At 71.4% G+C, this 19,851-nt stretch carries 17 protein-coding genes; 11 read left to right on the forward strand and 6 right to left on the reverse strand.

What is annotated here, in order from left to right; all coding sequences use genetic code 11:
- Positions 1-108: 108 nt before the first annotated feature.
- Entirely contained in the window at positions 109-825 is a 717-nt protein-coding gene (gene ppgK, locus ITP53_RS17210) for a polyphosphate--glucose phosphotransferase (protein ID WP_195896404.1), read from the reverse strand.
- A gap of 241 nt (positions 826-1,066) precedes the next feature.
- On the opposite strand from ppgK, the gene ITP53_RS17215 reads away from it, so the two are divergent.
- Complete coding sequence (locus ITP53_RS17215; protein ID WP_195896405.1) at positions 1,067-2,092, forward strand: TIGR03118 family protein; 1,026 nt, start codon at positions 1,067-1,069, stop codon at positions 2,090-2,092.
- 125 nt (positions 2,093-2,217) lie between these two features.
- On the opposite strand, the gene ITP53_RS17220 is transcribed toward ITP53_RS17215, so the two are convergent.
- On the reverse strand, positions 2,218-2,796 hold the full coding sequence (locus ITP53_RS17220; RefSeq protein WP_207756054.1) for an HAD family hydrolase: 579 nt from the start codon (positions 2,794-2,796) through the stop codon (positions 2,218-2,220).
- Between the two features lie 109 nt (positions 2,797-2,905).
- Between ITP53_RS17220 and ITP53_RS17225 the strand changes: the two genes are divergently transcribed.
- Positions 2,906-3,724 carry a DUF4253 domain-containing protein gene (locus ITP53_RS17225; RefSeq protein ID WP_195896407.1) on the forward strand — a complete coding sequence of 273 codons (819 nt, stop codon included), beginning with the start codon at positions 2,906-2,908 and terminating at the stop codon, positions 3,722-3,724.
- A gap of 70 nt (positions 3,725-3,794) precedes the next feature.
- Here ITP53_RS17225 and ITP53_RS17230 read toward each other — a convergent pair whose 3' ends face one another.
- Positions 3,795-4,604 carry an SAM-dependent methyltransferase gene (locus tag ITP53_RS17230; RefSeq protein WP_236050892.1) on the reverse strand — a complete coding sequence of 270 codons (810 nt, stop codon included), beginning with the start codon at positions 4,602-4,604 and terminating at the stop codon, positions 3,795-3,797.
- Positions 4,605-4,810: 206 nt separating this feature from the next.
- Positions 4,811-6,067, reverse strand: a complete 1,257-nt coding sequence (locus ITP53_RS17235) for a Scr1 family TA system antitoxin-like transcriptional regulator (RefSeq protein WP_195896409.1) — start codon at positions 6,065-6,067, stop codon at positions 4,811-4,813.
- A gap of 220 nt (positions 6,068-6,287) precedes the next feature.
- Between ITP53_RS17235 and ITP53_RS17240 the strand changes: the two genes are divergently transcribed.
- The 6 genes from ITP53_RS17240 (at position 6,288) to ITP53_RS17265 (ending at position 11,870) form a co-directional block, all read left to right on the forward strand.
- Positions 6,288-7,025, forward strand: a complete 738-nt coding sequence (locus tag ITP53_RS17240) for a hypothetical protein (RefSeq protein ID WP_195896410.1) — start codon at positions 6,288-6,290, stop codon at positions 7,023-7,025.
- The gene (locus ITP53_RS17245) at positions 7,022-7,543 is read left to right on the forward strand and encodes a hypothetical protein (protein WP_195896411.1); all 522 of its coding nucleotides are present in this window, start codon (positions 7,022-7,024) and stop codon (positions 7,541-7,543) included. Before ITP53_RS17240 ends, ITP53_RS17245 begins: the two co-directional genes overlap by 4 nt.
- A gap of 45 nt (positions 7,544-7,588) precedes the next feature.
- Positions 7,589-7,813, forward strand: a complete 225-nt coding sequence (locus ITP53_RS17250) for a hypothetical protein (RefSeq protein ID WP_195896412.1) — start codon at positions 7,589-7,591, stop codon at positions 7,811-7,813.
- Positions 7,814-7,904: 91 nt separating this feature from the next.
- Positions 7,905-8,642, forward strand: a complete 738-nt coding sequence (locus tag ITP53_RS17255) for a maleate cis-trans isomerase family protein (protein WP_195896413.1) — start codon at positions 7,905-7,907, stop codon at positions 8,640-8,642.
- A complete protein-coding gene (locus ITP53_RS17260; RefSeq protein ID WP_195896414.1) occupies positions 8,639-9,907 on the forward strand; it encodes an FAD-dependent oxidoreductase in 1,269 nt (422 codons plus the stop codon). Before ITP53_RS17255 ends, ITP53_RS17260 begins: the two co-directional genes overlap by 4 nt.
- Before the next feature lie 79 nt (positions 9,908-9,986).
- Positions 9,987-11,870: an RNA polymerase sigma factor gene (locus ITP53_RS17265; protein WP_195896415.1), complete on the forward strand. Its 1,884-nt coding sequence runs from the start codon at positions 9,987-9,989 to the stop codon at positions 11,868-11,870.
- Between the two features lie 39 nt (positions 11,871-11,909).
- On the opposite strand, the gene ITP53_RS17270 is transcribed toward ITP53_RS17265, so the two are convergent.
- Positions 11,910-13,832: a Xaa-Pro dipeptidyl-peptidase gene (locus ITP53_RS17270; RefSeq protein ID WP_195896416.1), complete on the reverse strand. Its 1,923-nt coding sequence runs from the start codon at positions 13,830-13,832 to the stop codon at positions 11,910-11,912.
- A gap of 83 nt (positions 13,833-13,915) precedes the next feature.
- The gene (locus tag ITP53_RS17275) at positions 13,916-16,147 is read right to left on the reverse strand and encodes an ATP-binding cassette domain-containing protein (protein WP_195896417.1); all 2,232 of its coding nucleotides are present in this window, start codon (positions 16,145-16,147) and stop codon (positions 13,916-13,918) included.
- Positions 16,148-16,209: 62 nt separating this feature from the next.
- Between ITP53_RS17275 and ITP53_RS17280 the strand changes: the two genes are divergently transcribed.
- The 3 genes from ITP53_RS17280 to ITP53_RS17290 form a co-directional block, all read left to right on the forward strand.
- A complete protein-coding gene (locus tag ITP53_RS17280) occupies positions 16,210-17,163 on the forward strand; it encodes a helix-turn-helix transcriptional regulator (RefSeq protein ID WP_195896418.1) in 954 nt (317 codons plus the stop codon).
- An 82-nt stretch (positions 17,164-17,245) separates the two neighbouring features.
- Positions 17,246-17,905, forward strand: coding sequence for a FadR/GntR family transcriptional regulator (locus ITP53_RS17285; RefSeq protein ID WP_195896419.1), 660 nt, complete (start codon positions 17,246-17,248; stop codon positions 17,903-17,905).
- Between the two features lie 136 nt (positions 17,906-18,041).
- A partial coding sequence (locus tag ITP53_RS17290; protein ID WP_207756056.1) for a hypothetical protein occupies positions 18,042-19,851 on the forward strand: 1,810 nt, incomplete at its 3' end.

The raw sequence follows: 19,851 nt of genomic DNA on the forward strand, positions 1-19,851 counted from the left end.
CGGCGCATCCCAATATCGGCCCAACCGGGCCGCGGCCCTGGAGGCCCCACCAGGCGGCGGCCCCCGGCCCTACCCGGCGGCGGCCATCGGACCCACCGATATCGGCCCTTACCGGGCGGCGGCCAGGGCGGCGCCGATGATGCCGGCCTCGTTCTGGAGGGCGGCGGGCACCACGGGCGTGTCGACGTGCACGTACGGCAGGAACTTGCCTGCCTTCTTGCTCACGCCCCCGCCGATCACGATCAGCGACGGCGAGAACAGCATCTCCACGTGCCGCAGATACTCCTCCACCCGCTCGGCCCACGCCTCCCAGCTCAGGTCGCGCTCCTCCCGCACCCGCGCCGACGCCCGGTACTCGGCGTCCTTCCCACGCAGCCGCAGGTGGCCCAGCTCGGTGTTGCGCACCAGCACACCGTCCGTGAACAGCGCGCTGCCGATCCCCGTGCCGAACGTCAGCACGAGCACGGTCCCGCGCTGCCCCACTCCCCTGCCGAAGGTCAGCTCCGCCAGGCCGGCCGCGTCGGCGTCGTTGAGCACAGCGGCCCCGCCGAACAACGCGGCCGCGTCCACGCCGACCCACGAGTGGTGGACGTTGGCGGCCGACCGCACGACCCCGTCCACGACCACGCCGGGGAACGTGACGCCGACGGGACCGTTCCAGTCGAAATGCTTGACGACGGCCGCCACCACGTTCACCACCTCATGCGGCTTGGACGGGTGCGGCGTCGGGACGCGCAGCCGGTCGTCGAGCAGCTCGCCGGAGGAGGTGTCGACGGGCGCGCCCTTGATCCCGGAGCCTCCGATATCGATGCCCAGCACGTTCATGTTCATCCTTCTCCCCTCTGTCACGCCGGGAAACTCTCGGGCCGATATTTCGGGCCGATATTTCGGGCCCGGCTGAACCCGCTCACGACCCTTCGCGTATCTCGCGTCACAAGCGCTAACTAGGAGGCACCGGATGCGGCCACGCATCATTACACTCTGCGCTGTTGCGGTCGTTCTGGGAGCGACTCTCACCACTCCCGCACACGCCACCACCAGGACTCGTTTCGACGTCATCAACCTTGTGTCGGACATCAAGGGCAAAGCCCCCGTGACCGACCCCAAGGTCGTCAACCCGTGGGGCCTGGCCATGGGCAAGACTCTGTGGGTCTCGAACACGGGCACCGGTACCGCCACCGTCTACTCCGGCACAGGCAAGAAGGAGAAGACCGAGGTGGCCATTCCGGGCGGAGCCCCGACGGGCCAGGTGTTCAACCCCGGCGAGGGCTTCACCGTGAAGGGCAAGCCCGCCACGTTCATCTTCTCCAGCCCGAGCGGCGCCATCAGCGGCTGGAACGCGGAGGCCGACCCGGCCAACGCGATCATCGCCGCCTTCTCCCGCGGCGCCGACTACAAGGGCCTCGAACTGGTGGAGACGGACGACGGCGCGTTCCTGCTCGCCGCCGACTTCGCCCGCGGGCGCATCCACGCCTTCGACGAGGACTTCAGCCGCATCCAGCTGGCCCGCTGGCAGTTCAGGGACCCGACGATTCCCTCGACGTACAAGGCGTACAACGTCGCGGTCGCCAACGGCAACGTGTGGGTCTCCTACGCCCTGCGCGACCAGTCCACCGGCAAGCCCGTGTTCGGCGCCGGCAAGGGCTTCGTGAGCCGGTTCTCCATGGACGGGCGCCTCACCGGCCGCATCTCCAGGACCGGGCTCAACGCCCCGTGGGGCCTGACCGCCGCGCCGAAGGGCTGGGGCCAGTACGCCGGCGCGCTGCTGGTCGGCAACTTCGGCGACGGCACCGTGCACGCGTACCAGCGGGGCCGCCACCTGGGCTCGCTGCGCAAGGCGGACGGCAAGCCGATCGTGCTGCCCGGCCTCTGGGACCTGCAGCCGGGCACCGCGGCCACCGGCGGGGAGAGCGCCCTGTGGTTCTCCGCAGGCATCGACGCCACCAAGCACGGCCTGATCGGCGTGATCGCCCCGAAGGGCACGAAGGTGACCTCGGCGGCCCCGTCGAGTAGTCCATCTGGCAGCCCGTCGAGTCACCCTTCGGGCCACAACCAGTCCCCCCCCTCCCGGAGCCCGTACGGCGGGTACTGACCGGGACTCTCTCGCCGTCGCCCCCGGCCTGGCGGGATCGCGCAGAGCTCGCCGGCGACGGCCGGGGGCGGCGGTCAACGAACGTTTCCGGCGCGGCCGGCGCGAGCCGCGCCGGAAACCACTTGCTACCCGAGTACGGCCGCCAGATCCCGATAGGCCCGGTAGTGGACGCCTGTCATGCCGAGCGCCCTGGCGGCCTCGACGTTCGGCAGCCGGTCGTCCACGAACAGGCAACGCTCCGGCGGCGCCCCCGCCCGCTCGGCGGCGATCTCGTAGATGCGCTGGTCCGGCTTGGCCACGCCGATCCTGGCGCTGCTGACCACGTCGTCGGCGAAGTACGTGAGCCCCAGCAGGTCCAGATGCTCCTCCAGGGTGTCCATGGCATTGGTCACGATGATCAACGGAACGTGTTCCTGGACCCTGGCCAGCAGCGCCCTGACCTCCTCGTCCACCCAGAACCGCACGCGTACGAACTCCTCGACCGCCTGCCGCGCCCGTTCGTCCCCGCCCAGCGCGGCCACGATCGACTCCGCCCACTGCGCCTCGCTGACCTGTCCGAGCGTGGGCGGCGTGATGAGTTTCGGGTCGAAGGCCGTCTTCATCAGGGGCACGCCGTATCGGGCCTCGATGTCCGCCTGGGCGACGTGGTCGAAGTGGCGCAGGACGCCATCCAGATCTGTGAGAACCGCGGCAAAGGGGATCACAGCCCACCATTGTCGCAGCCACCACGATTTGCCGCACCGCTCCAGGGTGCTGAGCCGACCGGCGGCACTACCATCTCCGAGACAGGATTCGGTATCGGAACGGTAGGGCATGAACGATCACCGGCTGCCACGCGAGATGTGCCGGCTGTTCCCTGACGGCGGCAGGGGTCGCGTGCTGTCCGTGTCCCTGCCTGCGGGCGAGGTGGTCTGGCCCGATCCCGGATACACCCGGCAGGGCGAGGCGGCGCGGCCGGCGTTCTGGCTGAGCGACGAGCCGGTCACCGGCGAGGAGTGGGCGCGCCTGCGCTCGTCGCATCCGCGCAGTGGCCTGTGGCCGCTGCTGCTGGACGAGTCGGCCCAGCCGTGGGCGGTCGGGCAGGTCGTGCCTGACGATCCCCGCCAGATCGACCACTTCACCCCCGAGGGGTTCATGACCGAGGTGTGGCAGGAGTGGGTGTCGCAGATGCCGCCCGACGCGCTGGAGGAGCTGGAGCCGTTCGGCGCGATCTGCCCGGGGCCGGCCGCGCCCGGCGTGCTCAGGGCCGATCCCGGGGCGGTGGCCGACTGGTACGCCGGTGAGCTGGCGGCGGGCGGCATGCCGCTCGGCCTGGTCGCGGCCAACAGCGGCGCCGACGCGCTGGCGGTCATGGGCTGGCAGGGCGCGCTGCACCACAACGAGTGGATGGTGCCCATGGCGGCGGTGGTGCGCAGCTGGGAGGACCGGTTCGGGGCGCGGGTGGTGAGCGTCGGCTTCAACACGCTGGAACTGAGCGTCGCCGCGCCGCCGGTCGATCCCGAGCACGCGTTACACGTGGCGGCCGAGCACTGGACGTTCTGCCCGGACAACGTCGTCCAGGGTCCCGGCGACCTGCAGGGGTACGCCGAGCAGATCATCGGCGGCCATTCCTGGTCCTTCTGGTGGGACTAGCCGGCCGCCCGCGGGAACGGCCCGCTCGAGAGCCCGGCCTGAAGCAACGGCCGGACCCCCCGCAGCGGTTTCAAGGTATGTGCGCCACGGCGCCGTAGTTGCCGGACGCGCCCGGCTGATCGCGGCAGGCGATGTCGTGGCCATGGGGCCGCCATTCCGGAACCCACACCAGTCCCGGGTCCACCAGCACCAGACCTTCGAGCAACGCCTCGACCTCCTCTCTGGTACGTATCGCGTGGCCGGGCAGCGTCATCGCCAGCAGGTCGTGAATGGCGGGCAGCAGCTCCGGCGGAATGGAGTCGAACGTGGTCTGCAGCAGGGACAGGTAGCTCCCTTCCGGAACGGCCTGCCTGATGCGTTTGATCACGTAATGGAAATACTCGTCGTCGTTCACGCTGTGCGTCGACATCAGCAGCACGGCCACGGGCCGGTCCCAGTCCAGGAACGTCCGCACGACCCGGTCGTCGAGGAGGTCGTCGATCTCGCGTACGTCGCCCTCTACGACGCGTACGAGATCGTTGACCGGCTCGATGGTGGCTCGCGCGGCGGCCAGCACCATCGGGTCGTTCTCCACGTAGACCACGCGGGCGGCCGGGGAACGCGTGGCCTCGCGGGCCGTGTCGTGCAACTGCCCGCCGGCCGGCAGGCCACTGGGCACGCCGCTCCCGACGATCAGGAACTGGTCCACGCCCGCGGCCGCCAGATGGCGTACCACACGGCCCACATAGTGCAGCACGGCCCGTGCGGCGGCCGTCGTGACGGGTGCGGCCAGGTCATAGCGGCGCACCGCGTCTCTGTCCGCCACGAAGTTGTTCTTCCCACCCGCGGCGGCGTCGAGAATACGGGTGATCCTTGGTTGGGTCAGCTCCAGCTTCGCCAAATTTCGGATGGCACGCTGACGCATTGAGTGTTGCCCCTTTCCCCTCGCCCACTATCTCGGGAAAAGCTGTCCTTTCGGACCCCACTCGATGACCCGAACCATATGATCCTCGCTGGGCGGCAGAAGACAACACGAAAAGCCATCTGATTTCGATATATGTGGGTAACCAATCCCACGCGTAACGATCATTCGCCGTGGGAACCGGATCACTTCGCGAGAGAACGCGAAAGCCTTTCGCGATGCTCGTTCAACAGCTCGAACGTCTCCTCGCGGGTGGTGGTCGTCACCGACAGCTTGGTGAACGCCTGGTGGTAGGCCTCCACCGCGCCGATGTCGGTGACCAGCTCGTCCGCCTCGATGCCGTGGGCGCACGCGATGTCGGGCTCGAACGCCTCGGCGAAGCGCCACACCGTGAACGGGCCGGTGCGCGGCACGTAGGCCGGGTCGTCCATCGGCACGACGTGCAGCGAGACGTTGGGCCGCTTGGCGTGCTCCAGCAGCCTGTCGAGCTGGCGGAGCTGGACGTGCGGGCCGACGATGGAACGCGTCAGGACGCTCTCGTCGATCACCGCCCACACCACGATGCCGCTGTCGCGGGCCACGGCCTCCTGGCGGGCCAGCACGAGGGCGAGCGCCTCGTCGACCGTCCGCTGCCCGAGCGTCGCGGGGCCGGCCACGGTGACGGCGGCCCTGGCGTACTCCTCGGTCTGCAGCAGCGGCGGGACAAGATGGGTGTGGTAGGTGCGGATCAGCGTGGCCCGCTGCTCCAGCGCGTACGTCGTCGCCAGCCAGACCGGCACCGAGTGCGCGTCGTACCAGGCGGCCGACCGCTCGCCCCTGGCCAGTGACAGCACGTATTCGCGGATCGGCGGGACGGCGACGCCGTAGACGGTCAGCAGGCGCTCGACGATGATCGGCGAGGGGGAGATGCGGCCCTCCTCGATCGCGGGGATCGCGGCCGCGCCCTTGCCGATCGCGGTCTCCACCTGCTCCACGGACAGCCGGGCGGCGATGCGCAGGCCGTGCAGCCGCTTGCCGAGCGCCCTGCGCTGCGGCCCGCTGAGCGGCGCCGCGGCGTCGGGGATGTCGGAGGCGGGCTCGGGCTCGTCGGGCAGGCCCTCGGCCTTGCGGGCCAGCTCGACCACGCCGCGCAGGACGGTCAGCGAGGTCTCCGACAGCCCGGAGGCGGACAGCCCGATGGTGGCCGCGCGCAGCTGGAGGTCCTCGGCGGAGCCTGACTCCAGGTAGTCGTCGCCGACCAGCCAGCCGACGCTCACCTGGAGGCAGGTGGCCAGTGCCCTGAGCACCTGCAGCGTCGGGTTGGTCTGCTTGCCGGTGCGCAACTGGCTGACGTAGGCGCGAGTGATCGGGATGCCGGCCTCCGTCAGGGCGGAGGCCACCTGCGCGCCGGTGTAGCCGCGCTTGGTCAGCGCGAGATCGAGCCGCTCGGCGAAGTTCGCCACGGCACACCTCCTACCGCCCGTGAACTTTTCCAGCGTAAGGGACGCTGGGCGCACTGTCCCCTGCCATGCGGGCAAGCTCTGCCACGCGAGCAGGTATCAACTTATTCGCAAACTGTCAGTTGACATAGCCCCGTACATAAGCGGACTATCAGAGCGCGTGGTAACTGAGGCTTAACAGTCACAAGGTTCTGGAGAGTTCCCGACGAGGAGGTGGCCGGACATGACCATGGATACCCAGGACAGCTCCTGGTTCCTCGAAGGCCCGGCCTCTCGCGGGCAGGAGCAGGCGGTGCAGCGTATCTGCGCTCGTGTGGCCGGTCCCGTGGCCGGCCCGGGCGTGCACGTCGCGGGCCTGCCGCTCGGCGGGGTCCAGGTGTGGCTGGACAGCCCTCGTCACCGTTGGCGCTTCCATCACCGGATGGCCCGCGAGTTGCGGCTGGCCGGCTGGCACACGGAGACGAGCCCCGATCGGCTGCTGTTGCTCGGGTGGAGTGCGGTCTGCCTGAGCCACCGCGTCAGGATGCTGAGCGCGGCCCTGACGGGACGGCTGGCCGACTTCGACAAGACGGCGTTCATGGCCGTCATGATCGCCACCCGGTTGCGTCACGAGGGGTTCCCAGGCGGGGAGCTTCCAGCCGAGGTGGAGGCTCGCTGCGGCGACGCGTTGCGCTGGCCGGCCCGGCTGGCCGACCTCGACGGCCTCGAACGCAGGTCGTCGCTGGAGCCGCTGAGGCTCAGACTGGCCCAGGTGGCCGGTCTGGAGGCCAAGGTGAGCCGTCGCTGCGGCGAGCACCTCACGCTCGCAGCGAAGGTCGCGCGCACGGTCGCCGGTGGTGCGGTGCCTGCGCCGGCCCGCGCGCCCGCGGCACGCGGGTCCGGCCCCCGGGCCGGGCTGACCGAGCGGATGGTCTGCGTCAGCGTGCCCAACAGGGTCACGAGCGCGGGGACGGCACGATGACGCCGGCGACCCCGCGCGACCAGCGAGCCGCCTCGGCACCGGCTCGTGGAAACTTCGCGCTGCCGTCGAGCGGGCGGCGCCCGGCCTGGTATGGCCGGCGCGTCCCCCGCACGGGACCGGCGGCGGCGCTTGTGCCGCTGGCCCCGGCGCTTCCCCACCCCCCCGGCACCGTGTGGCACGTGCCCGACCTGGTCGGCGCGGTGCTGTTGGCCGGCGCGGTAGCGGCTGGCGTGCCGGCCAGCTCATGGGGTTGCGCCTGGGGCCGGCTTTCTTCACCGGGCCGTACGGCGGCGTTCGCCGTACCGCCGGCGGGGTGGCTCGCCACCTCGCGACGGCCTCGGCCGGACGCCATCGGCACGCGTGTGCCGGTGGCCGCTCCGCCGGCCGCCGTCCTGCTCGCCGCCACGGCGCTGGTGCGGGTCGCCGTGGCGTCGGGCCTTGAGACCGTTCATCGATCTCGACGCGCGGCGGAAGAGGGGCCGGCGGCGTCTCGCCGGCTCCTCGCCGGCCCACCGTGAGAACCACTGCTCGTCCCCTCCAACCCGCTATAGACAGGAGCGAACATGCTCACCGATGACTTGCGCAGGCCGCAGCCACACGAAGTCCACGCGCGCGGCGTACGGCCGGGCGCGCCGCCGTCCTGGGGCGAGGACCAGGACGACACCGCCCGACCGGCGGGCTCGGCGCCCCCAGTCAACCAGCCCGTGCATCGGCTGCGCCGCATCCGGCAGGTCTCCGTACGGGCCATCACCGACATCGACCAGGCGCTGCGGCACCGCGCCTCGTGACCGTCCCGCCTTCCCCTCGCAGGAGGAAACCCATGCGCACCGTCCACGCCCCCTCCCCCGCACGCCACGGGGCCGGACGCCGGGGTGCCCCGTGAGCCGCGGCAGGGTGGGCGTGATCGTGGCGCCCGCGAACCCCTCCGCGGAGCCGGAGCTGACCCGCCTGCTCGGGTCACGCGCCGACATGCACGTCACCCGCTTTCCCGTACGGCACGGGACGGCCCTGGCCGAACGGCTGGAGAGCTACAACTCGGCCCTGCCCGCGATGGTCTGGGCGTTCGACGGCCTGCAGCTGAACGCGCTGGTCATGGCCTGCAGCGAGCCCCGCTACCTGCTCGGCCCCGACGAGGATCGCGACCAGTGCGCCCGGCTCGGCGAGGCGACGGGGGTGCCGTTCGCCTCGGCCACGCTGGCCACCCGCGAGGCGATGGAGCACGCGCAGGTGAGCGACATCGTGCTGGTCTCGCCGTACCAGCCGTGGCTGACCGACCTGGCCGAGCGGTTCTGGAAGACGGCCGGGCTGAACGTCACCCAGGTCCTGCAGGTCCGGGCCAAGGACGGCTACTCACCGTACGCGGTCACACCGCGCGAGCTGATCAGCCAGGTCGAGCTGGCCGAGTTGCCGGGGGACGCGGTGCTGCTGTTCACCGGGACCGGCATGGCCACGCTGCCCGTGCTGGAGCGGCTCAGCACAGGGAACGACCGGGTCCTGCTCACCTCGAACCTCTGCACGGCCTGGTGGGCCCTGTCCCGGGCCCTCGGACGGCCCGTGACGCTCAACCGCGTGCCGTACCGCCGTCACATGGCGGCGCAGGGGAGGCGCACGGCATGAACGGCGTCATCGTAGTGGGAGCCGGCCCCGCGGGGCTGACCGCGGCGCTCTCACTGGCCAGGGCGGGGATCCCGGTCACCGTGCTGGAGCGCGAGAACGAGCTCGGCAGGCAACAGCGCGCCTGCACCTTCCATCCGGCCACGCTCGACCTGCTCGACGAGCTCGGCGTGGCCGCGCAACTCGTCGCCAAGGGCCGCGTGGTCGACCGGGTGCAGTGGCGCGACCGGTCGGGGATCGTGCTCGCCGAAATGGGGATGAACCGGCTGGACGGGCTGACCAGGCATCCGTTCAGGATCCACGCCGACCAGACCGCGCTCACCCCGCTGCTGCTGGCCGCCCTCAGCGCCTACCCGAACGTCGACGTGCGGTTCGGCACGCGCGTGGACGGCGTCGCGGAAGGCGGCACAGGGATCCGGGTCCGCGTCGGCCACACCTGGACGCGGGCCCGGTACATGATCGCCGCCGATGGCGCGCACAGCACGGTGCGGGGCTCGCTGGCGCTGCCGTTCCCCAGGTCGGCGTATCCGGCGCAGGCGTTGCGGGTGTTCACGGACTCGCCGCTGGACCGGCTGCTGCCTAGTCTGGCGCCGCTGACGTACGTACGGGATGTGCAGCAGTCGTGCACCCTGCTCGCGCTGCCCGACCACTGGCGGATCATCTTCAAGATCCCCTGCGACACGCACGAGCCGCTGTCGCCTTCGAACCTGTCTCTGCTGGTCCGCCGGGCCCTTCCAGGAGCCAGCGAGCCCATCCACGTGACGGGCGCGGACCGGTTCGGGTTGTCGCGGGGGGTGCTGCCCTCCTACCGGTGCGGGCGGGTCATGTTCGTCGGCGACGCCGCGCACCTGACCTCCACCGTCGGCGGGCTCAACATGAACGCGGGGATCCACGACGCCGCCGAGGCCGCACAGGTGATCGCGGCCGTGGTCGGCGGTTTCGCCGCGCCTGCCGTGCTCGAGGCGTGGGCGTGGCGGCGGCGTTCCGTGCTGATGCAGCGGGTGATCCCGCGTGGCGGGACGCGGCCGGCGGGCGTACGCGAACACGACAGCGCCAGGCTGGCGGCGGCCATGGCGGGGCTGCGGGCCATCGCCGGCGACCCCGACGCGACCCGGGCCTACCTGGCGCAAGCCTCACTGCTGGACACAGTGCCAGTCACGGGGCCAGTCACGGGGCCAGTCACGGGGCCAGTCACGGGGCCAGCCACGGGGCCCCTCACAAGGCCGGCCACGGGACCACCCATGGCGCCGACCACGGGCCCGCCGTAGGCCCGGCGGGTCCAGGGAAGAGGTGACCGACCGTCCACGACAAGCGCCCGCGTACTGACTGGAGGAGGTGTGACGCCGGATGTGGCGAACCCTGTCTGACGATGCTCGCCAGGCCATTCGCGACCTGTGCGACAAGCACGGAGCGGGCCTCTACGACTACTGCCGCACCGAACTCGCCGCGGGCGACGCCGAGCAGGCGGTCGCCGGCGCGGCCCTGACGGCACACCTGTACGCGGACCGAGTCGCCGACCCCGCCCTGCGGCGCCCCTGGTTGTACGCGGTGGCCCGCGCGCACCGCGCGGTCGTCGCCAAGCCCGCGAGCATCGGCTCCTGGTCGCGTCCAGGCCGGATGTCGGAGCTGCTGCCCGAGGCGCTGCTGTCCCTGGACCGCCCGCAGCGGGAGCTGCTCGACCTGTCCGTACGCCACGGCCTGGCCGACCCCGAGTTGGCCGTGGTCTTCGAGCTGCCCGAGGCCGAGGTGCACGCCATCGTGGCGCGGGCCGCGGCGGGCCTGGAGGAGTGGTTCGCCGCGATCATCGCCGCCCGCTCCCCCGACGGGTGCACCGACCTGACGGCACGGGTCGCGGAGTGGGTCTCGGCGCCCGGCCGGCGGGCCAGGGCCAGGATCGGCCGGCACATCCAGTCCTGCGCGACCTGCCGGGCCGCGCCGAGGACCATGACGGCGGGCGCGCTGCTGCGCCGCCTGCCGATCGCGGCACTGCCCGGCACAATTCCCAACCGGCTGGCGTTGGCGCAGCCGCTGCCCGGAGAGGGACCTCTCTGGCGGGCGGACGGCTTTCCCGTGCAGGCGCGCACACTGGTGGAGACCGGTCCCGCGACCGGCCCATTCACCGGCGTTGCGCCGGACGCCGACACCATGCCGTCCGTCCCGGTCGCCGGCCCCACGACGGCGACCCCGGGAAAGCCCTGGTCGGCGGCGGGCGCGGCTGCCGCCGACCAGGAGCCTTCCGTCCCGCCCGCGGTACGCGGTCGGCACCCGGACCAGGAGCCTTCCAGCTCACCCGCGGTACGCGGACGGCGCCCGGACCAGGAGCCTTCCAGCTCACCTGCGGTGCGGGGGCGGCACCCGTTCACGCCGCCGAGTCGTACGCGGGCCTTCCGCGGCGGGGCGTACGGCGACAAGCTCGTCTACAGCACCGCCGTCAAGGGCACCAGCAACGGCGTCCACAGCAACGGTGCGATCATCCGCTACGGCGGGATCACGTGGGACAGCCTCGACCAGCGGCAGGGCCCAGACAATGGCACAGGCCAGGGCCCAGACATGGGCCCAGGCGGGGCCCAGTGGCAGGAGTTCTGGCGGGACAGGCCCGACGAGGACGATCCCGAGGCGGGCGCGCCGATCAGGACGGTGGCCAGGCTCGGGCTGATCCTCGGCGTCGGACTGCTGGTGGCGGGACTGGTCTGGGCCGTGATGAACGCCCAGCAACAGCAGCCGGCCACGATCACCAAGGCCGCCGCGCAGACGGACGTGCAGCCGGAGGAGCCCTCGGGCTGGGTGGCGGCGGTCGCCCCGGCGGCCGAGTTCGGCCTGACGAGCGTGCCGAGGAAGATGGACCTGCCCAGGCCGCCGCCTCCGGTGGCGAAGCTGTCGCCGTCGTCGTTGTGGCTTGGGGCGGGGCGCACCGGGTCGTTCTCGTTGTCGTGCACGGGCCGCTGCGAGATCGTCTCGGCCACCGGCACGGACGGCATCGCCGTGTCGGGCACGTCGTTCCGGGTGCGGGAGGCTCGCTCGGTGCCGGGCTGCTCGGCGCGGCCGGTCGTGCGGCGGGGCGAGATCACCGTCCGCTGGGCGGGCGGCACCACCGGCGACGGCACCCGCACGGGCGGCACCACGGCCGGGAAGGGCACCCTGACCCTGGACGTGGCCTGGACCGTCGCCAGGGACAGGGGCGTGCTGCTGCTCGACTCGCGCAACGGCGTCTACTGGCGCGACTGCGAGTGAGCGGCCCCGGGCTCCACCGAGCCCGAGGCCGTGATCAGATCAGAAGAACTGGAACTCGGTCTCGGGCTGCGGCAGCTCGACCCGGTCCGGTCCGTGGAACTTGACCTTGTCCTTCGGTACGTCGGTCAGCGGCGTGCCGAGCACGAACGGCACGACGACGCTGCTCTTGGTCAGGTCGACGGTCACGTCGGCGCCGGTGCCCGACTCGTCGGTGTAGGTCGAGTCGGTGCCGGCGATGACGAGCCCGATCCTGTGGCCCTTCTTGAACGTGTAGTCCTGCGGCAGCGTCAGCCACTTGACCTTGCCGTACTTGCCCGCGGGCAGGGGTGCGGACTGGCTGAGCGAGTCGCGGTTCTGCACGTCGATCCAGCCGCGGGCGACGATCTCCAGCGGGCGGGTGGCCACGTTCGTGACGACCTTGCGGTAGCAGGCGTCGTCGGCGGCCGTGCTCTCGCCGTGGCAGTCCTCCTCGGCGAGCGTGGTGATGCCCTGGCCGCGGCGCCAGTCGACGCGGGTGGCCTCGCCGAAGTCGACGAGCAGGGCGGTCAGGTTGGCGGTGGGCTTGTCCAGCTTGACCCGCAGGTCCGCGGTGGGCGTGCCGGACAGGCGCAGGTCGAGCGGGAGCGCGCCCGTGGTGAACGCCACCCGTCCCGGGTTCGCCGTTCCGACGTCGGCCGTCATCTCGTTCTCGCTCATGGCGGTGTCGGTGAAGGAGGCGGTGCTGTTCCTGGCGGCCGGCAGGAGCCCGAGCGAGCCGTCGGGCGCGGGGCGCAGCGACGCCTTCGCCGCGAACGGCGCCGGCCAGTCGCGCTGGGTGATCCACTGCGCCGGGCCGATCTCGACGTCGGCGCGCGGCTCCCGCGTGATGCCGTTGCGCACGCCGTGCAGCCAGTAGTCGAACCAGCGGTGGAGCGTGTCCACCCAGAGCGCTCTGCGGCCCTCGAAGTCGAACGGGTCCACGTGCTGGGTCTGGCCGACCCAGATCTTGCGCGGCACGTTCCTGTCGGCCAGGGCCTTCCACCAGGCGGAGAAGTTGTCGGGCTTGACGTTGAGGTCGTTGACCGTGTGGACGACGAAGACGCTGGCCCGGACCTTGGAGGCGTCGCCCAGCAGGCCGTCGATGTAGTCGCGTTCCTGCCAGAACGCGTTGTAGTCGCCGGTGTCGTCGCCGTCCTCGGCGTCCATCTTGTCGCGCACCTGCTGGCACTTGGCGTCCGGGTCGGTGTCGACGCCGTTCGCCAGCCAGGAGGCGTAGTCGTAGTTGTAGACGACGCCGTTCGAGCGCTGGTATTTGTACCAGGAGCTGATCGCCGAGATCGGGACGATCGTCTCCAGGCCCTTCACGCCGGTCGCCGCGACGGCGTTGGCGAGGGTGCCGTCGTACGACTTGCCGATCATGGCGGACTTGCCCGTCGTCCAGTCGGCCACGGCCGGGGTGCCGTCGGCCCTGGTGGCCTTGGCGCGGCCGTTCAGCCAGTCGATGACGGCCTTGCCGCCCAGCACGTCGGCCGGGCCGCCGATGTCGGGGCAGCCGTCTGATCTGGTGGTACCGAGCATGTCGACGTTCAGCACGGCGTAGCCACGCGGGACGAAGTAGTTGTCATAGAACAGCGGGAATTTCACGACATTTCCGGCGGCGTCATAGACCTTCCGCTCGGACTCGTTGCCGCGGCCCGAGTTGTCGTAGTACGGGCTCTCGTCGATGACCACCGGCACCTTGAGCCCGGGGCCGGACTCCTTGGGCCTGATGATGTCCACGCGTACCTTGTCAAGGTTGCCGTCCAGGTCGCTGTCGACGGTCGACTCGACGTACACGTGCTCGCGGATGGCGTCCGCGTAGGAGAAGACCGGCTGCGTACGGCCGTTCTCGACGGTGATCGTGGGTTCGGCGGCCGCCTGGGCCGGGGTCGCGATCGCGAGGGTGAGTGCGACGGCGATGAGGGCCGGGCGTAATTGTGACACGCGTGACCTCCGTGAAAATTGACCAAATCCCCCGCAATCTCTCATCCGGGCCGGAAACTGGCAAGATCCCAGCGCGTCGTCGCTCACCCGGCTCGCAGGGCGTCGGCGGTGACGGTGCTGTCCAGGTGGGCGACCGGGCCCTGGTAGAGGATCTGGCCGCCGTGCCTGCCCGGCCCGGGGCCGAGGTCGATGACCCAGTCGGCGTGCCGGATGACGTCGAGGTTGTGTTCGATGACGACGACGGTGTGGCCTTGGTCGACGAGCTGGTCGAGGATCCTGAGCAGGGTGGCGATGTCGCGCAGGTGCAGACCTGTGGTGGGCTCGTCGAGGACGTAGAGAGTCGGCTCGGCGGTGTCGCGCAGCTCCTTGGCGATCTTGACTCGCTGGCATTCACCGCCGGACAGCGTCGTCAACGGCTGGCCGAGGCGGAGATAGCCGAGTCCGACCTGGTCGAGGTGCCGTAGCGCCGTGCGGATCGTACGGTCGGGCAGCAGCCGGATGGCGTCGCTGATCGTCAGGTCGCCGACGTCGGCGATCGACAGGCCGTTGACCCGGTGGCGGAGCACCTCGGCGGCGAACCGCCGGCCCTGGCAGGTCTCGCAGACGGTCTCCTGGCCGTCCATGAAGGCGAGGTCGGTGTAGATGACGCCCAAACCCTTGCAGTCGGGGCAGGCGCCGTCGGAATTGGCGCTGAAGAAACCGGCGGGCATGCCGCTGTGCTTGGCGAAGAGCCTGCGGATCGGCGCCGCGATGGCGCTGTAGGTGATGGGGGTGGAGCGGCGGTTGGTGCTGACCGGCCGCTGGTCGATCACGACCGCGCCCCGCTGGGTGACCAGTTCGCTCGCGAGGCTGGACTTGCCCGACCCCGCCACGCCGGTGAGGACGGTGAGGACTTCTGCGGGGATGTCGACGGTCAGGTTCCTGAGGTTGTTGCGGGTGGCGTCGACCACCGTGATCGCACCGGTGGCCGCCCGAGGTTCCGTGGTGATCGGGGGCTGCGTGGCGAGGGCGGTGGAGGTCGCCGTTCGCGCTGTCCTGAGTTCGTCGAAGGTGCCTTGGAAGACCAGTTCGCCGCCGTCCGCGCCGGCGTCGGGCCCGATCTCGACGATGTGGTCGGCGATGGCCATGACCGCGGGGTCGTGCTCGACGACGAGGATGGTGTTGCCCTGGTCGCGGAGCTGCCGCAGCAGGGTGATCATCGACTTGATGTCGTGCGGGTGGAGGCCGACGGTGGGTTCGTCGAAGACGTAGAGCATCTCGATGAGGCTGCTGCCGAGGTGCTTGACGGTCTTGATCCGCTGCGACTCCCCGCCGGACAGGCTGGTGGTGGCGCGGCCGAGGTGGAGATAACCGAGGCCGATCGTGACCATGGCCGCGAGCCGGTCTCTGAGTGCTGCCGTGACAGGCGCGACAGCCGGGTCGCTCACCCGCCCGACGAGGCCGGCGAGCTCGGTGATCTCCATGCGGGCCATTTCGCCGATGGTGTGCCCGAGCACGGTGGCGCTTCTGCTCGCCTCGTTGAGCCGGTCGCCGCGGCAGTCATGGCAGGTCTCGGAGCGGGTGAACCTGGCGATCGTCTCCTGCTTGCGATCGGAGAGGTCGTCGGAGGTGTGCAGGTAGATCCGTTCGAAGCGCCGCACGATGCCCTCGTAGTCCGCGGGGGGCCTGGTGCTCAGGCGTGCGGCGTGTTCACCGCCGTGGAGCAGGGCCGCGCGTTCCTCCTCGGTCCAGTCCCTGAGCGGGGTGTCCGCGTCGAAGCTGCCGATGCCGGCGTACAGGGAGTACCAGTAGCCGCCGTTGCCGAACCCGGGAAGCACGATCGCCCCCTCGGCGAGCGACTTGTCCAGGTCGAGAAACCGGTCGACGGCGCTCACCACGACCTCGCCCAGCCCGGAGCAGGCCGGGCACATGCCGGCCGGGTCGTTGAACGAGAAGTGGTTCGACTCGCCCACATGCGGCGAGCCGATGCGAGAGAACAGCAGCCGCAGATAGGCCCAGGTGTCGGTGATGGTGCCGACGGTGGATCGGGCGTTCCCGCCGATTCTGCGCTGATCGATCACCACCACCGGCGACAGTCCCGTGATCTCGTCTGCCTCAGGGCGATGCCACTTCGGCAGTCGGTTACGGGTGAAGGGCGGAAATGTCTCGTTCAGTTGGTGCCCGGCCTCCGCCGCGATCGTGTCGAACACGAGTGAGGACTTCCCCGACCCCGACACGCCCGCGAACACGACCAACCGGCCGCGAGGAATGTCCACGTCGACGGACTTCAGGTTGTTGGTACGGGCACCCCGGATGCGGATCGTTCGCGTCTGCATGCCGGTGAGGCTATGAAGAGATGTGGCCGGAAAGTGACCGCGACTTCGGTCAGACTGGATGCATGGCGGACGTCACCCAACGCATCCTCGCCCTGCTCACCACCCTTCAGTCCGGGCGGGCGTTCAGCGGCGACGAGCTCGCCACGCGGCTCGACGTCAGTCCCCGGACCCTGCGCCGCGACATCGACCGCCTCCGCGGCTACGGCTACCCCGTCCAGACCCAGCCGGGCCCAGGCGGCCACTACCGGCTCACCGCGGGCAACGCCATGCCACCGCTGGTGCTCGACGACGACGAGGCGATCGCGACCCTCCTCGGGCTGGCCGCCCTCGCCGCCATCGGCAGCGCCACCGAGGGCAGCGTGGACGAGGCCGCCACCCGCGCGTACGGCAAGGTCGACCAATACCTGCCGAAGCGCCTCAGGCACCGCGCCGCCCACCTCCGCGCGAGCCTGGAAACCAGCACGTCACCCGCCCCGAGCACCAGCGCCGGCGACCTGTCCGCCCTGGCCGGCGCCATCGAGCGCCGCCTGATCGTCACCTTCGACTACAGCGGCAGGGACGGCCGGGCCTCCTCCCGCCGCGTCGAGCCCCACCGCCAGATCCACCATCTCCAGCGGTGGTACCTCCTCGCCTGGGACACCGGCAAGGACGACTGGCGCCTCTTCCGTATCGACCGGATCGCCGATCTCCAGCCGTCGACCAGCACCTACACGCCCAGGCCGTTGCCCGCGGACACCGCCGTGGACTATCTCCGGCAAGGGATCAACAAGAACCGCGACCGCGTCGTACTCACCGTGGACGCGCCCCTCCCCGCGGTCGCCGACGCACTCAACTACCAGGACGCCGAACTCATGGCACTGGACGAGCGCCGGACCAAGGTCGTCCTGATGCTCGACACCTGGGAATGGCTGCTCCTGAGCCTCGCCTTCATGAACGCCGACTTCACCATCCACGAACCAGCCGGCTTCCGGGCCGCCTGCCGGGCCTTCGGCGCCCGCCTCCTCGACTGCGAGTGATCGACGCACCGGTGCCCACGGCCGGGAGGGCGTAGCCGCAGCGTCTAGGCTGGAGATCCGTCAGCCGATTGGGAGAAGGCGCATGCGAAACGTCGCTCGGACCTCGCTCGTGGACGCCGCCATCGACGAGCTGCGCCAGGAGATCGCCCGCGGGGTCTGGCCGGTCGGCACCAAGATCCCGTCGGAGAGCCAGCTCGCGCAGAGCCTGGGCATGAGCCGCCTGTCCGTACGCGAGGCGGTCCGCGTGCTCGCCCACGCCGGCCTGTTGCAGACCAGGCAGGGCGACGGCACGTACGTCACCGCCACCGACGAGTCCAAGGTCGCGCTGCGCCGCCGCCTCGACACGGCCGCCGCGATGGACATCATCGACGTACGCCGTGGGCTCGACCTCGTGGCCGCCCGGCTGGCGGCGGGCAGGCGTACCGACGAGGACCTGACCGCGATGCGCCAGACCCTGGCCCGGAGGGACGCGGCCGGGCGGGCCGGCGACCTCGACGGGTTCGCGGACGCGGACGTGGACTTCCACGTGCTCGTGGCGGACGCCGCGCACAACGCGCTGCTCGCGGACCTCTACCGGAGCATGAGCGACGCGCTGCGCGACAGCGTCAGGGACCAGGAGCAGGCGGCGCTGGATCCGGACGCCTCCCACGAGGACCTGCTGCGGGCGATCGAGGCCGGCGACCCCGCCCGGGCGATCGCCGTCTCGGTCGGCATCCTCGACCAGCAGGAACGCCACCTGTGACGCTCCCGTGACCCCACCCCCCGGACGGCGTGGGTGGCTTTCGTTACGACAGGGCCGCGGGTTTCCTGATTCCCAGACAAAGTGGGATTCGTGGGGCAAGGTCGGGAGCGCCCCCGACTTTCGCGAGGTTCGTTTCATGGACTGGCCGAACTGTCCCGACTGCGGCGCCGCCCTTTCCGCCGTGGTCGACGCCTGCCCCGAGTGTCGTCTGCTCCTTCACGGCCCCGCCGCCGACGCCTACCTCGCCGTCGCGGTCACCCTCGCACGGGTGGAGGAGCACCGTGCCGAGCTGGTGCGGCGTCGTGACGAAGCCCTCGCCGGCATGCGCAGGGCCGGCACGGCACTCACCACCGCGCCTGCCACGGACGCCACGCGTGCCAGGGACGCCGTGTCGGTGGGAGGCTCCGTGACGGACTCCGTGGGCGGCCTCGTGGCCGAGGCCGGCGGCACGCGGCCGGTGGCGGACACCGGCCCGGTCGAGAGCGACGGGCCGATCGCCAGGGTCCGGCGCGGGCGGAGGACTGGGCGGGATTTGTCGCATCGGGCGGTGCAGAATCTGTTGCTGCTGCTCGGCGGGCTGCTGCTGTCGATCGCGGCGGTGGTGTTCACGCTGGTGAGCTGGCAGGTGCCGACGTTGCGGGCGCTCATCCTGAGCGTGTTCACGCTGGGGGTGCTGGCCGCGCCCTGGCTGCTCGTACGCCGGCGGCTGGTCGCGACGGCCGAGACCGTGGCGCTGATCGGGCTCGTCCTGATCCCGCTGGACGGCGTCGCGATCGCGCAGATCTTCGACAGCGCCGGCCCGAGCACCGATCCCGAGCTGAATCCGATGTGGGGATGGTCGCTGAGCGCCGCCGCGCTGGCCGTGGCGTGGGCGGCGTACTCGTGGGCGGCTCCGCTGCGCCTCCCCGCGGCGGTCGCGATCGTGCTGGCCCAGGCACCCCTGCCGCTGGCCGGGCTGGCCCTGTTGGGCGGATCCCCGTCCGGCTTCTCCTGGATGGCCGCGGGCCTACTCGCCACGGCCGCCTTCGACCTGGCCCTGTGGCAGGCTGCCCGCCGGGCGAGGGCCGCGATCGAATACGTGACCACGGCCGTGGCCGGCGCGCTCGCCTGGGTGCTGGGCACGAGCCTGACCGCCTTGCTGGCGGTCTCGGAGGCCGACGCCGACCACCTCGGCTCCGTCCCGCTGGTGTCGCCGTTCGTCGTGGCCGGGCTCCTGGCCGCCGCCTCCGTGATCGCGATGTGGTGGGCGGGCTCGACGCGGGCGCCGGCGGCGCGCCTGCTGATCGCCGCCTGCTCGGGCCTGGCCGCCATCGGAGCCGTCTGCGCCGTGCCCGCGTCGGTCGTGCCCGTCTCCTGGCAGGCCGCCGTCTTCGCGGTCACCGCGTGCCTGCTCCTCGCCGCCACGCTCAAGCTCCCGGTACGACTCCGCGACGGCCTGCGTACCGGCGGCGTACTCACGCTGGCCGCGGCGGCGAGTTGGAAGGCGCCCGGTGTGGCCGAGGTCGCGTTCGCCCCGTTGTCCTGGCTCGCGGACATCTGGCGGGACGTCACCGGTCCCGCCTCCGGCCTGCTGAGCCCGGCCGTCGTCCCGTGGGGCGACACGGCGGCCACTCCGGTGGTGATGTCGGCCGTGGCGGCAGGCCTGGCGCTGGTGCCACGCGGCGCCCCGGGTGAGCTGTGGACGGGCCCGCTCCGGCGTACGCTCTGCCTGGTCTTCGCCTCGCTGGCGGTGCTCACGACGCCGGTGGCGACGGGCATGCCGTACGAGGTGGCGCTGGCCGTGCTCGTCGCCCTCGCCTGCGCGCTCCTCCTGGGCCGGCCCAGAACCGCGCCCCACCCCGGGACCGCGCCGCGCCCCGATACCGTCCCTAGCCCTTCCGAGAACGCCCCCAGCTCTCCCGAGAACGCACGTCCGCTCAGGGCGGATCTCCTTACCCGGGTGGGGC

This window comes from Nonomuraea cypriaca (assembly GCF_015645445.1).
GTDB lineage: Bacteria > Actinomycetota > Actinomycetes > Streptosporangiales > Streptosporangiaceae > Nonomuraea > Nonomuraea cypriaca.

Excerpts from the sequence above, each read along its gene's own strand:
- ITP53_RS17250 (WP_195896412.1), top strand. The coding sequence starts at position 7,589 with ATGCTCACCGATGACTTGCGCAGGCCGCAGCCACACGAAGTCCACGCG.
- ITP53_RS17260 (WP_195896414.1), top strand. The coding sequence starts at position 8,639 with ATGAACGGCGTCATCGTAGTGGGAGCCGGCCCCGCGGGGCTGACCGCG.
- ppgK (WP_195896404.1), bottom strand. The coding sequence starts at position 825 with ATGAACGTGCTGGGCATCGATATCGGAGGCTCCGGGATCAAGGGCGCG.
- ITP53_RS17265 (WP_195896415.1), top strand. The coding sequence starts at position 9,987 with ATGTGGCGAACCCTGTCTGACGATGCTCGCCAGGCCATTCGCGACCTG.
- ITP53_RS17275 (WP_195896417.1), bottom strand. The coding sequence starts at position 16,147 with ATGCAGACGCGAACGATCCGCATCCGGGGTGCCCGTACCAACAACCTG.
- ITP53_RS17240 (WP_195896410.1), top strand. The coding sequence starts at position 6,288 with ATGACCATGGATACCCAGGACAGCTCCTGGTTCCTCGAAGGCCCGGCC.
- ITP53_RS17245 (WP_195896411.1), top strand. The coding sequence starts at position 7,022 with ATGACGCCGGCGACCCCGCGCGACCAGCGAGCCGCCTCGGCACCGGCT.
- ITP53_RS17285 (WP_195896419.1), top strand. The coding sequence starts at position 17,246 with ATGCGAAACGTCGCTCGGACCTCGCTCGTGGACGCCGCCATCGACGAG.
- ITP53_RS17280 (WP_195896418.1), top strand. The coding sequence starts at position 16,210 with ATGGCGGACGTCACCCAACGCATCCTCGCCCTGCTCACCACCCTTCAG.
- ITP53_RS17225 (WP_195896407.1), top strand. The coding sequence starts at position 2,906 with ATGAACGATCACCGGCTGCCACGCGAGATGTGCCGGCTGTTCCCTGAC.